Raw genomic sequence first — 15,713 nt, 5'->3', positions numbered from 1 at the left:
GGTTTGAACATCACTCAACAATGGTGAGGGATGGTTTTTTAGTGGCTTTTTTACGAGTTTCTTTTTTAGCCGGTGATTTTTTGGCAGGTTTATCATTGTCATCATTGGCAATGACAGCAAAGGGCGAGGATTTTTCTGCATCTGCAGGAAACGGATCATCCAATAAAGGTTCAGGTGGAAATTCAATGCCATGACCATTTTCACGGGCATAAATGGCAATGATGGCACCAATGGGTACATTGATGTCCATTGGTACACCACCAAACCGTGCAGAAAATGAGATCCATTCATTGCCAAGCACGAGATTTGGTGTGGCAGAAGGCTCGATGTTTAAAATGATTTTACCTTCTGTCACATAATCCTCAGGGACTTCAACATAAGGCAATGTGGCATCCACGGCAATGTAGGGTGTGACATCATTGTCCACAATCCAATCATAAAATGCGCGGATGATATAAGGCTTATTTGAAGTCATCATGGTGAATTACCCCTTTGATTTGTAATGATGAATCACACTCTCGCGCGCGAGAATGTTGCTATTGTATTCGATGATCGCCGGCGCTTTTTCTGGAATGGCAATGTCAAAGGCTTGCAAATGCCAGAAGAACGGTGCGAGCGATGCATCTATGATACTAAAATCATTGCTCTGAAAATAGATGAAACCCTCAAATAATGGGTTGTAGCGCAATAATAGATCATGAATGGCTTTCATGGATTTCTTATCAGCTTCGCCTTTTTTAAGGACTTTTTCAAGCAAAGGATACCATTCATTTAAGACGCGCTTTAGAATCAAGCGAAACTTACCGCGATTGATGGGATCATGGGGCAATAAAGGTGGATGAGGAAAGCGTTCGTCTAAAAACTCTAAGACGATGCCAGGATAATAGAGGGTGACTTCTTTTGTTTCTAAAGTTGGGAGAATTAATTGTGGGTTAATATCTAATAACTCTTCGGGCGGATTGCTGATGTCAACATAGACAGAATCGCTGAGTATATTTTTTTCTAATAATGTAATCGCGATACGATCCGCATCTAATGAAGGATTTTCTTGATAAAGCGTAAAGCCTGAACGACGTGTAGACATTTTATTCCTTTACCTCAAACAAAATAAAAACAATGGGCTATCCAAAGGATAGCCCACTTTATACTGCTTATTTTACATCTTTCCAGTATTCTCTATTCATGAAATAGGCACAAGCTGTAAAGATCACTAAGAAGAGAATGACCCATGGCCCGTATTGAGCACGCTTGATTTGCGCAGGCTCTGCAACATAGGACAAGAAGTTCACAATGTCACGAGTCGCCGCACGATACTCTTCAGGCGTCATTTTTCCGGGTGTGATGACTTCAGTATCAATCACCACAGTTTCAGGTTTACATTCGTTCTCATCGGCAACTTTACAACCTTCTGGTAGGCGCTCTTCAAAAACGGCTTTGGTTTCGCCTTGAAGCTCTGCCAACACATGTGGCATACCCACGCTTGGGAAGGCAATGTTGTTCACGCCAATGGGGCGGGTATCATCTAAATAGAATGAATTCAAATAGTGATAAATGTAGTCCGCACCATTTTTACGTGGCTCAACCGAACCATTCGGATCACCTGTACGTGCACGCACGATGGTGGATAAATCCGGTGGCGCTTTACCAAACCATAAGTTCGAATCATTACGGTTCATGGATGATTTCATTAAATCACCCACTTTCGTTGGCTGATACTCATTTTCACGGGTAGAGAAGCTGCCTGTGTGAATGAGTTTATCTTTAACTGCATTGTCATCGGCCATACCAATGTCGCGACCTGTCACGTTATAACGTTGAAACTCTAATGAGTGACAACCATGGCAGTATTGCATGAAGAGCTCAGCACCATTTTGTAAAGATACTTGATCTGTTACATCAATCTCAACTGGTGGTAAAGTCGTTGCAGAAGCTGCTGACATCAATGAGATTGACATTAATAAAATTTTTAATTTTTTCATTTCATTGTCACCCTTGTTGGTACTGGTTTTGTTTTATCAAGCTTGCTCCAAATTGGCATCAATAAGAAGAAAGCGAAATAATAAACCGTACAAAGTCTTGCAACCAATGTTCTACCTGCAGTTGCTTCTACAACACCTAAGTAACCCAATACTAAGAAGCAGATCACAAAGAGTGTTAAAAGAATTTTAGTCAATGGTCCTTTATAACGGATGGATTTCACAGGGCTTCTGTCTAACCAAGGTAAGACGAAAAGTACTGCAATCGCGCCGCCCATGCCAATGACACCCCAGATTTGCGTACCAAACCATGATGGGATCGCACGTAAGATGGAGTAAAATGGCGTGAAGTACCAAACGGGTGCAATGTGTGATGGTGTTGCCAATGGGTTTGCTGGATCAAAGTTTGGTTTTTCTAAGAAATAACCACCCATTTCTGGTGCATAGAACACGATCAAAGCAAAGATGATTAAGAAGATGCCCACTGCAAATGTGTCATGCACAGAGTAGTAAGGATGGAATGGGATGCCGTCTAAAGGCTTGCCATTTTCATCTAAATGATCTTTGATTTCAATGCCATCAGGGTTGTTTGAACCCACATGGTGAAGCGCTAAGATGTGACCAATCACTAAGAAAACCAACACAAGTGGTAAAGCAATCACGTGAAGGGCAAAGAAGCGAGATACAGTGGCCGCTGAAATTACGAAGTCACCGCGAATGAACTCAAGTAAAGTGTCGCCCACATAAGGGATTGCACCAAATAATGAGATGATTACTTGCGCGCCCCAGAAGGACATTTGACCGTAGGGTAATACGTAACCAATGAAGGCTTCAGCCATCAAGAGTAAATAAATGAGCATACCGAAGATCCACACAAGTTCGCGTGGTTTACGGAAAGAGCCGTACATTAAACCGCGGAACATGTGGATGTAGACCACTACGAAGAACATCGATGCGCCCACTTCATGCATGTAGCGTATCAACCACATCCAATCCACGTCACGCATGATGGCAGTTTCGACGGAAGCAAAGGCAATCGGCATGCCTGTTTCGCTTAAAGTGGCATCGGGAATGTAATGCATGACAAGCCAAATACCTGTGATGATTTGGTTCACTAAAACCACCATCGACAACACACCGAACACATACAAGAAGTTGAAGTTTTTCGGTGCGTAATATTCGGTCATGTGTTTGCGAGTGGCTTCGACAACCGGTAAACGGTTATCGATCCAGCCAACAATGCCGCGCTGTGAACTGTTTTCTTTAAATGCCATTATGCGCTCTCCTTATCTTTACCAATCAAGAGGCGGTTGCCTTCTAAGAATTGGTAGTTAGGTACGATGAGGTTCGTGGGCGCAGGTACGTTTTTATACACGCGACCCGCTAAGTCAAATTTCGAACCGTGACATGGGCAGAAGAAGCCACCGACCCAATTTTCAGCCGGTACAACATTCGGGCGGTAGGTTGGGGAACAACCTAAGTGAGTACAAATACCAACCAACACCAAGACCTCTTTTTTCTCAGAGCGCCATGCATTTTTTGCATAACTTGGTTGTTGATCCATATTAGACTCAGGGTCCACCAATTCGCTGGCTGGAATTTTCTCTAACAAAGAGAGCATTTCAGGAGTTCTGTTTAAGATCCAAACAGGTTTCCCTTGCCATTCAACGCGCAGTAATTCACCTGGCTTTAATTTAGATAGGTCCACTTCAACAGGCGCACCAGCGTTTTTTGCTTTTTCGCTAGGCATCCACGAAGCAATGAAAGGGTAGGCTAAGAACATAGCTCCTGCACCGCCTACGGCTGACGTTGCTAGCGTCAGAACACGTCGTCTTTTGAGATCGACATTGTTATTATCACTCATCACATTCTCCGATTTACTTATAATATATTGACAAAGAAAAGATTATTTTACGCGAGAGACGTATTCGCCTGTACGTGTATCAATCTTAACAATTTCATCAATTTGGATGAAAAGTGGTACACGCACAACAGCGCCTGTTTCTAACGTGGCAGGTTTACCGCCTGTGCCCGCTGTATCACCTTTTAAACCTGGGTCAGTTTCGACAATTTTCAATTCAACAAAATTTGGTGGTGTGATGGAAATTGGTACGCCATTCCAAAGAGTCACCACACAAAGATCTTGTTCTTTTAACCATTTTTTAACATCGCTTACAGCAGCGGCAGATGCGCTCACTTGTTCAAAAGACTCAGGATTCATGAAGTGCCAAAATTCGCCATCTTCATACAAATATTGCATGTCCATGTCCATCACGTCAGCTGCTTCAACAGTGTCACCAGATTTGAAAGTTTTTTCAATCACGCGACCTGTTTTGAGGTTTTTTAAACGCACACGGTTAAATGCTTGACCTTTACCAGGCTTTACCATTTCATTTTCGATAATGCTACAAGGGTCATTATCAAGCATGATCTTTAAACCGCCTTTAAATTCGTTTGTGCTATAAGTTGCCATAAATATCTATTCTCATTCCAAGTTGTTTATAAAAACTTTGTCATTATACGATAAAAATACTCACAAAATCTTGCTAAAAGTTAACTATTTGTTAGGCAAATCGTTACTTATAGAGTTTGCATTCGTGTGTAAATTTAAGGTTATGTTCTGCTGCAAAGGCTTTGTGATAGTCTAAAATGTCTGTCACTTCCTCTTTTGAGCCGATGATCACAGGAATGCGTTGATGCAATTTGGACGGTTTAATGTCTAAAATTCGCTCATAACCTGTGGTGGCAATGCCGCCTGCTTGTTCCACTAAAAATGAAATGGGGTTCGCTTCATACATTAAGCGTAAACGACCGCCTTTTGCGCGAATGCCTTCATCAATGGGGTAAGCAAACATGCCGCCGCGCATTAAAATGCGATGCACGTCCATCACCATAGCACCGACCCAGCGCATTGTATAGCGTTTGCCTTTTTTACCATCTACACCCGCTTCGCGATCTTGTACGTATTGCAACATGGGTTTTTCCCATTTAACGCGATTGGCATGATTGATGGAGTATTCAGCAGAGGTTGCCGGAATTTGAATGTCTTTATGGGTTAAAATGAATTCACCAATGTCAGGATCTAATGTGAAGGCATGTGTACCGTGGCCAATTGAGATCACAATCATGGTGGCAGGGCCATACAAACAGTAACCTGCACACACTTGTTTGACGCCTTCTTGTAGGAAATCTTCTTCTGTGGGATGTTCTTTATCAGAACGCATAATGGAGAAAATGGTGCCAATTGGGCCATCAACATCAATGTTGCTTGAGCCATCTAAAGGATCAAATACGAGTAAATATTTACCACGAGGTTTATCTTCAGGAATTGGGAATACTTCTTCCATCTCTTCACTGGCCATTGCAGAGATGTGACCGCGCCAAATGTTATTTTTAATGAATAAGTCATTGGCGATGATGTCTAATTTCTTTTGTTGTTCGCCTTGACAGTTATCAGTTTCTGCATTGCCTAAGACATCCACCAGTGCACCTTTGCGCACAGCAGCTGAGATGGTTTTACAGGCTAGGGCAATATCATTCATCAGTAGAGTGAAAGAGCCAGTGGCTTCAGGATAGAGACGCTGCTCTTCGATCAAGTATTGAGACAGCGGGGTGCCAAGCTGCATTATATAAACTCCAAGTAATCAAAAAATGCGCACATAGTACTCGTTTTCGACAATAAATAAAAGTCTAATTGATCATGCTTTTGATATGATCGCGAGAAAATCATGCATGAATGAAATAAATTAATATTTGGTGTTATAATTAATCATTGTTGATAATTTTATGGATAGGCGGAATATATGGGTTCAGAAGAATTAAAAAATGCTGGTTTAAAAGTTACCCTACCAAGGCTTAAAATTTTAAACATTTTAGTGTCAGCATCCTCAGAAGATCATTTAAGTGCAGAAGAGATCTACCAACGTTTGAATGAATCGGGCGAAGAGGTGGGTTTAGCCACTGTGTATCGCGTATTAACGCAATTTGAACAAGCTGGTTTAGTGCAACGCCATTTCTTTGATGGTGGTCAATCTGTATTTGAACTAGACAATGGCGATCAACACAGTCACATCGTGTGTGTTAAATGTGGTTATGTTGATGAATTCCACAAAGAAGAGTTTCGCGTCAAGAGCGAAGAGATCGCAAAAAACTTTGGCTATTTATTCCAAGAAGCAAAAGTGACGATCTACGGCATTTGTAAAAGATGTCAGTAAAGTCCTTGTATGCTGCAGACGCCTAAAATCACACGCAAACAAGCGTTCAATTGGATTGGCATTTGGCTCGCCTTAGTGATTACCGCATGGTTTTGTCGGCCACTATTGCCTTATCAAGAGTTGGGCACCGCAGCAGTCACTTGGGAAATGTGGGTATCGGGTCAATACTGGATACCCACTTTAAATGGGCAAGTGGTGGAGGAATCTTACCTGCTTGTCCATTGGCTTGAATTGCTTATTTGGCGGATTTTTGGCGTCAGTGAGTTCTCCATTCGATTTTTGGCGGCGATTTTTAGTTTAGGTACGCTGTTTTTAACGGCACTGGCCGGTAAACAACTCTGGCCACAATTGCCAAAAGTGCGGGCAAATGCACCGCTCATTTTAATTGGCAGTTTGATGTGGTCCGTTTTTGCCACCGCTCACATTGAGCAGATTTTCGTGGCCTTTTTTCTCCTCCTTTACATTAATTTTTTAATCAGAGCTTGGCAATATTCAGCCATTTGGTGGTTTGGTGTTGCCTTTGCTTTGTTGCTCGGTTTTTTTGTCACCGGCATCGCTTTTTTAATTTATGCGCTGCCTGTGTTATTGGTGATGCCCCTTTGGTTAAAGCAATATGGCAAAGGTGCGCTGTATGGCGCATGTGCTGTCATTAGTGCATTTGTGCTTTTTTGGGCGTGGGGCTATTTTGTCAAGCACCATTATCCATTTTTATCATTAAGCAATATCATGGGTTTGCCCCGATTGCTTGCCCAAATCAATGATCCAATGCCTTTTGGCATGACGTTTTTGTCTTTGGTGATCATGCTTTTTCCTTGGGTGTTTTGGTTGCCGCTTTATCGCTCATTTGCTCTGGTGAATAAACAAGAGGCGGCGTTTAAATTTTGCGTGGCATGGTTGTGCTCATCGCTCTTTGTGGTGCTGATCACCATGAAAACCTCTATTGTGCCATTGATCCCGCTGTATCCTGCGTTTTGCTTATTGGTGGCGCGCGCTTATCAAGGCACAATCAATCGCCGTAAAGATGTGGCGCTCGTCGCTGCTGTGATCGCCATGATGGGGCTCATTTTAATGAGCTTTCCTTATGCGCGTAAATTTGTGTCAGATACGCATGCCATTGAATGGCTGTCTACCATTTCGCCCATTTGGGGCATTGGTTTACTGATTTTTAGTGTGATGCTGCTCATTTTTGCTAAAGAGACGCGTTTGATGACGCTCGCTTTAACAAGTGTGGCATTAACATTGGCCTTTAATTTTGGCGTGATTCGAAACGCCCGCGATTTTTACGATGTGCTGCCGGCATCTGAGCGCATCAGTTGGTATCAAAACAATGGTTATGTGGTGGCCAATAATGGTCGCTATATGGGGCAATATCACTTTTTAGGGCGCTTAGCTGAGCCTTTAGTGGTGATTGATCATGATATTGAGTTTGAGCGCTTTAAATCGTTTGCGCCAAACGGCCGCATCATTGTGTACTTAGATAAAATGACACCGACGACCATGCAAATGGCGGAATATTACCAACCGTTTCGCAATCGCTATTTGGCAATTTTTTCGGTGGCGGATATTGATAATTTAAATCTACTGACTAGAAAAGAGAGCGATTGATGGCGATGTTGAGTTTTTTTAAACCAAAATGGCAGCATAAAAATCCAAAAGTAAGGCAGCACGCATTAAAAACAGAAGCCTTAGCCGAAAGCATCATCTTATCGATGGCGCAATCGGATCCATCCCATGATGTGCGCATTTGTGCATTTACCAAAATTGAAGGATTCGGTGAGCTCTATGCGCTCTTTTTACAAGAACCGAATGAAGCGGCGCAATCTGCATTATTAAAAGAGATTGTTCGCCGTTTCACGCTCGATCGTGGGGCAGAAAGCATTCATGACTTTATGAAAAAGACCGTACGGCGTGATTTCCCTGTGGCGCGTTTATTGATGGCGTGCGAGGATGCGGCATTAAAACCAACACTCATGCAATATGTGGTGGCCAAAGAGGCCGTTGATCAGCTCCTTGATGCCAATTATGCCATCAGCGGCGCTGAAATTGAGGCAATTGATGACATTGCGCCATTAAAACAGTGGTTACAACAGAGTTTAGGTAAGGAAAAACAGCGCACGCTTGCCCTTAAACAGCGCATTCAGGAATTAGAAGCGGCAAAAATGCGCGAAATTAAGCAGGCTGAGTTATTGCACGCTTATCAAGCCTTGGCAGAATCTGAGCCATTAGCGGCCCTCAATCAATTGAGTGATTTAGATGCTGCATGGCAATCCTTGTCTCTTGGTGATGAACACCAAAAATGGCGTTCGGCCTATTTAGCGCGCCATCAAGCGCTGAATCAAGCGCGCAGAGCACGTTTGGCCGCGTGGAAAAAAATCGAAACAGAAAGCATGGCGTGTGATGAGATTGATCATTTAAAACAGTTCATCAAAGAGATTGATGAATTGCTAGATGATCAGCTTTCTGCCAAAGAACGCGTGGAGATCGGGCAGCTCAAAACCAATCTAGACAATAAAATCACTGAGCTCGATGCATTGAAGCATCAAGCTGAGATGGCAGCTTCGCCCATTGTTCAAACGCCGCCAAAAGTCAAACAAGTGACAGAAGTAGCGGTGGATTGGCACTATATGGACAATGCATTGGCGGCATTGACGCAATTGATCAGCAGCGGTGAATGGCAAGCAGCTGCACATTTAGAAACAAGTTTATTGGCAACATTGCAAGATGTGCCAAATTCAAGTCGTGTTGCTAAATATCGCACGGAGTTAAAGCGTTTAACCGAATCGATGCATGCGCAATTAGATGTGGTGCGTTGGCGTACGCATCAAGCATTGTCTACTTTATGTGATGAGGCCGAAGCATTGCGAGGCAGTGATGCCAGCGATTTAGGTGCGCGCCTAAAAGGATTACGCAGCGAATGGCAAACGGCACAAGTGGGCATTACGCATGTCCCAAGAAGCTTGCATCAACGATTTGAAAAAGCCTGTCATGCCATTCATCAAAAAGTGGTGGCAATGCGCGACAAAGATCAAGCAGCGCGTGCCATTTATCTGACAGAAGCACAAGGATTATTGAGTGCTTTGCAATCATGGATGGATGACATTGATTGGCAATCCCCGAATTGGGATCAATTGATCATGATGCGCCAACAGTTTTTGAAAGAGTGGAATCGTTATTTAAATCAATATTCCACAGATGGCGTATTAAGTTACGGTGCGCCACTCTTTTTGCATCGTGATAAGCAGCAGTTAGAAACACAAATGCGCAACATCATTGCGCCTTTAGAGCAGGCCATTGATCAAGAGCGCACTGCTGAAAAAGCACGTAGAGAAGGGATGATCACTGAGTTAAATGCATTATTGTCTCAAGGTGATATTGTAAAAGCGGTGGCGCAGGCTAAAGCCTTTAATCGTGACTTTGCGCCCACTGTGCGCGCCACGAATCAAGAAGAGAATCAACTTTGGAAGATGATGCGTTTGGTTAATGATCAGATCTTTGCTGCCCGTGATACACAAATGAGCACCGAAGCACGGATGCAGCAGCGCAATGTGGCCAAAAAACGCGAGATTTTAGCGCGTTTAGATGCCATCATTGCGCAAATGGATACAGGTGATGATCCATCCATGGATCTCTCTGAGATTCAAGAGGATTGGCAGCGAGTTGGCCGCGTGCCAAAAGCAGATCATCCATCCTTAGAGCGTGCATTTAAAACAGCACTATCGGCGATTGAGCAGGCACAAAAAGCGCGTAGGGCTGCTCAGCATGCAGAAAAACGCGCATCTTTGTTTAAAATGGCAGCGGACATCGGTGCCTTAGAAGAAGCAGCATTGTCAGGATTGCCCTTTGAGATTGAACCTGTGCGCAATGTTCAGCATCCCATCTTAAAAAAACGCGTGCAAACGTTGTTGAATATTTTGGCAGGTCAACGCGCGGCATTTTTGCGTTTAGAAGGATTGTATGCTGAGCGTGATCAAGTGGCAATGCGTTTGGTGTTGCTGCGTGAACTCATGCTGGACATTCCAGTCAGGGAAGAAGAGCGTGAAGCACGTTTAGCCTTACAAATGGCCATTTTGTCTGATGCCCTCAATCAAGATCGCACGCTGAAAAATACCGAAAAGCAATTAGAACGCTTAGATGATGAATGGCTCACTTTGGTGGTGGGCGAGGTTGATACTGATCTCGCGGACCGTTTCCGATAAATGAGTTTGATTCAAACCTGAGGTTTGATAGAATTGCGAAGTTTAAATGATCCATCGATGATATTTTAGGAAAATAACCATTATGATGCAGTATATTCGCGAACGAGCGACGAGTAAATTTGCTAAGTTTTTATTTCTAGGGATTGGCATCTCATTTTTGGGCTTTGGTGGCTCAAGCATGATGGGCAGCCTTGGCGATCCTGCCGTTGCGAAAGTAAATGGTGAGAAAATTTCCACAAGTGTCTTAACGCAAGCTTATATGAATTATTTGCGTGAGCAAGGTGGTGTCACACCAGAAGGCACTGCAGCATTGATGGTGAAGAGAAATGTCCTCAATGGCCTCATTCAAGAACAAGTGATGCAGCAAGCCACTGAGAAAATGGGCATCATGGCATCTAATGAAGCTGTGCGCGATGCCATTCATAAAATGCCATTTTTACAAGAAAATGGTCAATTCAGTAAACAGTTGTATCAATACTATTTGCAGCAACAAGGTTTAACGGCCGAGCAATGGGAGAACTTATTGCGCCGTGACATGACCACGCAGTTGTTAATTCAGGCCATTTCCAATTCTGTCATTGTGCCAGAAGAGAGCGTCGAAGCCTTTGCAAAAATTGATCGTGAAAAACGCGACTTATCTGTGATCTCTGTGCCGTTAGACCGTTTTGTCAAAGATGCCATTGTGACCGATGAAATGTTGGCAGCGTATTATGAAAGCCATAAGCAGGCATTTTTAACCGAGCCTCGCGTTAAAATTGCTTATGTGTCCTTGCCTGAGTTGGCAACGGCAGAGGTCAGCGTGACTACAGAAGAGGTGGCTGCGAAAAAAGCTGAGATTTTAGAAAAGCAAAAAGCCACAGAGAGCCGCAATTCTGATCAATTGATCATTCAGTTCAGCACGGAAGATGAAAAACAAAAAGCATTATCCGCTTTGACAAGCATCAGCGATGCATTAAAAGCCGGCAATCTCTCTTTTGAGGATGCCAAAGCGGACATTGAGAAAAATCCTGAGGGTTTGTACTATCAAACGGGCAATTTACGCAGTAATAGTACGCAAGGCATTGAAAAAGCGTTGTTTGCATTAACGATGGATGCGCCTTATTCAGCACCGATTGTGACAGACAATGCAGTGCACGTGGTGCGTTTATTGGCGATCGATGGCGATGATGCTTTAAGTGATGCTGCATTGACTGCAAAAGCCACCGCAGAAGTGAAGCAGGCCAAAGAAGCGGCCATGAAAGCGGAATATGAACAGCGCTTTCAAGAAGTGGCAGAAAAAAATGCAGAGAGCTTAGATTTATTGGCTCAAGAATTCAATACAACGCCGGTGCAAACCGATTGGTTGAGTTTGACGGAAAAAACAGGTGCCTTACAGGATCAAGCAACTTTTGAGATGATCAGCCAAGAGATGCAATTGCTGGGCGGTAAAAATTCAGAAGCCTATCAAGCAGACAATGGCGAAATTCGCATTGTGCGCGTTGAAGCCTATGAGGCTGCGCGCCCTTTAACATTTGATGAAGCACAACCTCAAATTAAAGCGGCGCTTGTGCGCTCTGAAGCTGAGAAAAAAGCCCGCGCGTTAATCGATGCCATCAACATTGAGTTGGCAGAAGGTAAAGCATTGGCGGATGTGGCAGCAAAGCATGATCTAACCGTGAAAAACTATACAGATTTATCGGCAGTGGACATCAATGATGCTGCAAACAATGATCCTGAAATGGCCGCTGTCCTTGAGCAAGGCTTTTCTGTGGCTAAAACTCAGCCAGCTGCATTTGTGGCTTTGAGCATCAATGATCATGTCGATGGCGTGATTGTCAATGGTATTGAGCCTGGTAAATTGTCTGATTATACGCAAGAGGAATTGACATTGATTCGCCAATATTTACGTTCTGATATGGCCAATGCCGAAACCCTTTTATTCATGCAGGGCTTGTATGATCAAAGCAAGATCGAAGTGTATCAAGTCCCATTTTTGACAGAGTAATATGCGAAATAGCACTTTATTGATTGGGGCGTATGCGGGGATTGCAGGTTTTTTCCTCTATATGACGCTGCACAATGATGGCAATGATCAAGATTATTTGTCTGACATCGTTTTGACAAAGGCCAGTGATGCGCCTTTGCAAACGATGCCGATGGAAAATCATTTGATGATCGATGAGGTTGATGTCCTTGATGTCAGCTTAAGTGATGATGAATGGATCGATGAAGCCGAAGTGATGCTTGCAAGCAATGATCCCTCTGAAATCGCAAGGGGACTTGGGATTTTAAATCGCTTAGCTAAAGACAATCAACCAAGGGCCAATGAGTTGTTGGCTGTGATGTATGATCAAGGCATTCGCTTGCCAAAAGATGAACAAAAAGCGTTTGATCATTATGAGCGTGCAGCGCTTCATGGTTCAGAAAATGCCAATATTTATTTATTTAACCACTATTTAGATCATCCAAATCCTTCAGATCCACATTATCAAAAAGCCCGTGATTGGTTTTATAAAGCGACGGAGTTTCAGCGCAATCCCATTGCTGATTATGGTTTAGCGTATATGTATGAAGTTGGTTTAGGCGCGCCAGTGGATTTAGAGAAGGCGTTGAAATATTATCAAAATGCTGCTGATGAGAATTTTCCATTGGCTTATGAACGCTTAGGTGATTTATATCTGCAAACGGATCGCCATCGCCTCAGTGAAGCGTTATTGCTGTTTCAGCGCGCTGCGAACGAGGACATGCCAAGCGCTCAATATAAGTTGGGTTATATGTATGAAGAGGGGTTGGGCACGAAGCAAGATTATGAAACGGCGCAATTTTGGTATCAAAAGGCGGCCAATAATCAATTTCCACTTGCGGAAGTGGCATTGGGGCGATTGTATGAGCACGGCTTTGGGGTTGAAAAAGACAATCGCCGCGCTTATGATTACTACCGATCCGCCGCAGAAGCGGGGAACATTGAAGCACAAAATTGCGTGGCGCGTGCCTTTGAGCGCGGCATCGGTGTGGATAAAGATTTAGAGCGCGCCATTTATTGGTATGGTGAAGCGGCGCAAAAAGATGACAGTAACGCACAATATAATTTAGGGCGCATTTTTGAAGAGTATCCTGAGGTGAGAAATTTAGATGAAGCTAAAGCTTGGTATCAAAAAGCGACCAAAGCAAATGTGACGGAAGCACAAAGGGCGCTTGAGCGTCTTTCAACAAAGTAGATGGTATGATCGAGCATAATTTTAATTTAGTCAATGTGAATACGTTTGGCATTGCAGCTCAAGCGGCTCATTATTATCGCATTGATGCGCTAGATGATTTAGCAGAATTGAGCGACTTAAAAGCGCCCCTCTTTTATTTAGGCGGTGGCAGTAATGTATTGTTCACCGAAGATTATTCAGGCACGGTGGTGCATAACTGTATGCGTGGCATTGAGATCCTCGAAGAGGATGCAGATTCTGTTTTGATTAAAGCATATGCTGGCGAGCCGTGGCATGCTTTTGTGGCGCATACTTTGTCGAAAGGTTGGCATGGTTTAGAATGTTTGGCCTATATTCCTGGGCAAGTGGGTGCAACGCCTGTGCAAAACATTGGTGCATACGGCATTGAGGCATGTCAATTCATTGAGCGTGTGCATGTGTATCATCCGATGACGAAAACATTTGAGTCATATAGTAATGATGAATGTGCCTTTGCATACCGAGACAGTATTTTTAAATCCACCTTAAAAGATCGTTTGATTGTGAGTGTGGATTTTCGATTGTCTAAATCGCCGCATCAGTACGAGCGATTTTATCCTGCATTACAGGCGCATTTGATGGATAAGGGGATTGATGCACCCACATCGATGGATATCTTTCATGCTGTGATTGAAGTGCGTCGTTCAAAATTGCCTGAAGTGAGTGAGCTTGGCAGTGCGGGTAGCTTTTTTAAAAATCCAGTGGTTCATGCTTCAAAGGCTGCGGCGTTGAAAGCTTTATATCCTGATTTGGTGGTTTATCCTCATGGTGAGCAATGTAAATTATCCGCAGGTCAACTCATCGATCGCTTAGGATTTAAAGGGCAATATGTGGATAATGTGGGCATGTATGAAAAGCAAGCCCTCATTTTAGTGAATTTAGGTGGGGCAACAGGGCAAGCGCTCTATGACCACAGTTTAAAAGTGATGAAGGCCGTTGAGGCGGCATTTGATATTTGTTTAGAGCCTGAAGTGATCATTCTATAATGGTAGAATGGCAAATGGGACACAACAGTTTTTATTAACCATAGGAAGAAGTGTATGAAACTTGTAAAATTATTGAAGTCTGTGGCACTGATGGTGGTGGTTTCGATGTGTTCAATGGTGTATGCAGCTGATACGCCAGAGCAAACCATTGAAAAAGCCTCTGCACAATTGATCAATGCCTTAAAAAAAGAGGAAACTGCCTTAAAGCAGAATCCAAAGCGTTTGTATGGTTTTATTGAAAAAATGGCGGTGCCATATTTTGATTTTAACACCATGTCACAATGGGTGATGGGGCGCGCATGGCGTGATGCTACACCTGCTCAGCGTGATCGCTTTATGAATGAATTTAAAAAATTGTTGATCAATGCTTACGGTAGCGCATTGCTTGAATACACGGATGATAAAGTCAATGTATTCCCATTGCCACCAAATGCGAAGAATAAAAATGAAGTGACAGTGCGTTCAGAAATCACATCATCAAGCCATAAACCTGTAGCCGTGAACTATTCAATGATCAAATCTGGCGGTAAATGGTTGGTGTATGATGTTTCCATTGAAGGCGTGAGCATTGTGACAAGTTATCGTACTGAGATCCGTGAATTGGTGAATGCCAAAGGCATTGATGGTATGATTGAAACCTTAGCGCAAAAAAATAAATAGGATTGAACGATGAGTGAGTGCTGTCAGGCAACCGGACAAGGTGTGTATCAGTTGGTGGGTGATTTTAATAAATTCACCATTCCTGAGTATGATCGTGTGATTCGAGCTGCATTTAAAAAAGAGGCGCCCACTGCGTTGTCTTTAAATACTGTCAGCAGCTGCGACAGTGCATTTGTGGCATTGTTGATCAGCTATAAGCATGATTATCCTGATTTGGCTCTAGATGCGGTGCCTGATCAGCTGACAAAGTTGCTGGCGCTCTATCACGTGGCCGAGTGGTTTGTTCATTAGTGCCATGTGTTCGTTACAAACGTAAAAAAAGGGATCATTTGATCCCTTTTTTTATGGGCAGAATTACAGGATGGTTACATGATTCAAAAGATGAGAATCTATTTCCCCGGTAAATTTTGAGACTCCTATTTAGATTGAGGATGCTATCCTAAATTTATTGTAATAATTTTGTAGT

Annotated in this window: 15 protein-coding genes; 8 read left to right on the top strand and 7 right to left on the bottom strand. The window is 43.2% G+C overall.

Annotated elements, in window-relative coordinates; translation table 11 throughout:
- Positions 1–10: 10 nt before the first annotated feature.
- The 7 genes from B9T20_RS01175 to B9T20_RS01145 all read right to left on the bottom strand — a co-directional run bounded on the left by B9T20_RS01175 (position 11) and on the right by B9T20_RS01145 (position 5,602).
- Positions 11–478, bottom strand: coding sequence for a ClpXP protease specificity-enhancing factor (locus B9T20_RS01175; RefSeq protein ID WP_094489431.1), 468 nt, complete (start codon positions 476–478; stop codon positions 11–13).
- 6 nt (positions 479–484) lie between these two features.
- The gene (locus B9T20_RS01170; RefSeq protein WP_008314601.1) at positions 485–1,084 is read right to left on the bottom strand and encodes a glutathione binding-like protein; all 600 of its coding nucleotides are present in this window, start codon (positions 1,082–1,084) and stop codon (positions 485–487) included.
- A 67-nt stretch (positions 1,085–1,151) separates the two neighbouring features.
- Positions 1,152–1,979 (bottom strand): cytochrome c1, encoded by an 828-nt coding sequence (locus B9T20_RS01165; RefSeq protein WP_094489430.1) that lies wholly within the window; start codon positions 1,977–1,979, stop codon positions 1,152–1,154.
- Positions 1,976–3,250, bottom strand: a complete 1,275-nt coding sequence (locus B9T20_RS01160) for a cytochrome bc complex cytochrome b subunit (protein ID WP_008314603.1) — start codon at positions 3,248–3,250, stop codon at positions 1,976–1,978. The genes B9T20_RS01165 and B9T20_RS01160 overlap by 4 nt, the downstream gene beginning before the upstream one ends.
- The gene (gene petA / locus B9T20_RS01155; RefSeq protein ID WP_026165685.1) at positions 3,250–3,840 is read right to left on the bottom strand and encodes a ubiquinol-cytochrome c reductase iron-sulfur subunit; all 591 of its coding nucleotides are present in this window, start codon (positions 3,838–3,840) and stop codon (positions 3,250–3,252) included. Before petA ends, B9T20_RS01160 begins: the two co-directional genes overlap by 1 nt.
- Before the next feature lie 42 nt (positions 3,841–3,882).
- On the bottom strand, positions 3,883–4,449 hold the full coding sequence (efp, locus tag B9T20_RS01150; RefSeq protein WP_094489429.1) for an elongation factor P: 567 nt from the start codon (positions 4,447–4,449) through the stop codon (positions 3,883–3,885).
- A gap of 103 nt (positions 4,450–4,552) precedes the next feature.
- Complete coding sequence (locus tag B9T20_RS01145) at positions 4,553–5,602, bottom strand: class 1 fructose-bisphosphatase (RefSeq protein WP_094489428.1); 1,050 nt, start codon at positions 5,600–5,602, stop codon at positions 4,553–4,555.
- A gap of 177 nt (positions 5,603–5,779) precedes the next feature.
- Between B9T20_RS01145 and fur the strand changes: the two genes are divergently transcribed.
- From fur to B9T20_RS01105, 8 genes are all read left to right on the top strand, one after another.
- Positions 5,780–6,190 (top strand): ferric iron uptake transcriptional regulator, encoded by a 411-nt coding sequence (gene fur / locus B9T20_RS01140; protein WP_008314607.1) that lies wholly within the window; start codon positions 5,780–5,782, stop codon positions 6,188–6,190.
- A gap of 9 nt (positions 6,191–6,199) precedes the next feature.
- A complete protein-coding gene (locus B9T20_RS01135; RefSeq protein WP_094489427.1) occupies positions 6,200–7,795 on the top strand; it encodes a glycosyltransferase family 39 protein in 1,596 nt (531 codons plus the stop codon).
- Entirely contained in the window at positions 7,795–10,386 is a 2,592-nt protein-coding gene (locus B9T20_RS01130; protein WP_094489426.1) for a DUF349 domain-containing protein, read from the top strand. The genes B9T20_RS01135 and B9T20_RS01130 overlap by 1 nt, the downstream gene beginning before the upstream one ends.
- A gap of 82 nt (positions 10,387–10,468) precedes the next feature.
- The gene (locus B9T20_RS01125) at positions 10,469–12,370 is read left to right on the top strand and encodes a SurA N-terminal domain-containing protein (protein ID WP_094489425.1); all 1,902 of its coding nucleotides are present in this window, start codon (positions 10,469–10,471) and stop codon (positions 12,368–12,370) included.
- Between the two features lies 1 nt (position 12,371).
- Complete coding sequence (locus tag B9T20_RS01120) at positions 12,372–13,583, top strand: SEL1-like repeat protein (RefSeq protein WP_094489424.1); 1,212 nt, start codon at positions 12,372–12,374, stop codon at positions 13,581–13,583.
- Positions 13,584–13,588: 5 nt separating this feature from the next.
- Positions 13,589–14,587: a UDP-N-acetylmuramate dehydrogenase gene (murB, locus tag B9T20_RS01115; RefSeq protein ID WP_094489423.1), complete on the top strand. Its 999-nt coding sequence runs from the start codon at positions 13,589–13,591 to the stop codon at positions 14,585–14,587.
- A 54-nt stretch (positions 14,588–14,641) separates the two neighbouring features.
- Positions 14,642–15,247 (top strand): phospholipid-binding protein MlaC, encoded by a 606-nt coding sequence (locus tag B9T20_RS01110; protein ID WP_008314613.1) that lies wholly within the window; start codon positions 14,642–14,644, stop codon positions 15,245–15,247.
- A gap of 9 nt (positions 15,248–15,256) precedes the next feature.
- Complete coding sequence (locus tag B9T20_RS01105; RefSeq protein ID WP_094489422.1) at positions 15,257–15,538, top strand: lipid asymmetry maintenance protein MlaB; 282 nt, start codon at positions 15,257–15,259, stop codon at positions 15,536–15,538.
- The last annotated feature ends 175 nt before the right edge of the window (positions 15,539–15,713 follow it).

Origin of the sequence: Wohlfahrtiimonas sp. G9077 (assembly GCF_002252155.1) — a bacterium.
Taxonomy (GTDB): domain Bacteria; phylum Pseudomonadota; class Gammaproteobacteria; order Cardiobacteriales; family Wohlfahrtiimonadaceae; genus Wohlfahrtiimonas.
The sequence above is the reverse complement of the archived record's forward strand: the minus strand, read 5'-3'. Positions and strand labels throughout refer to the sequence as shown.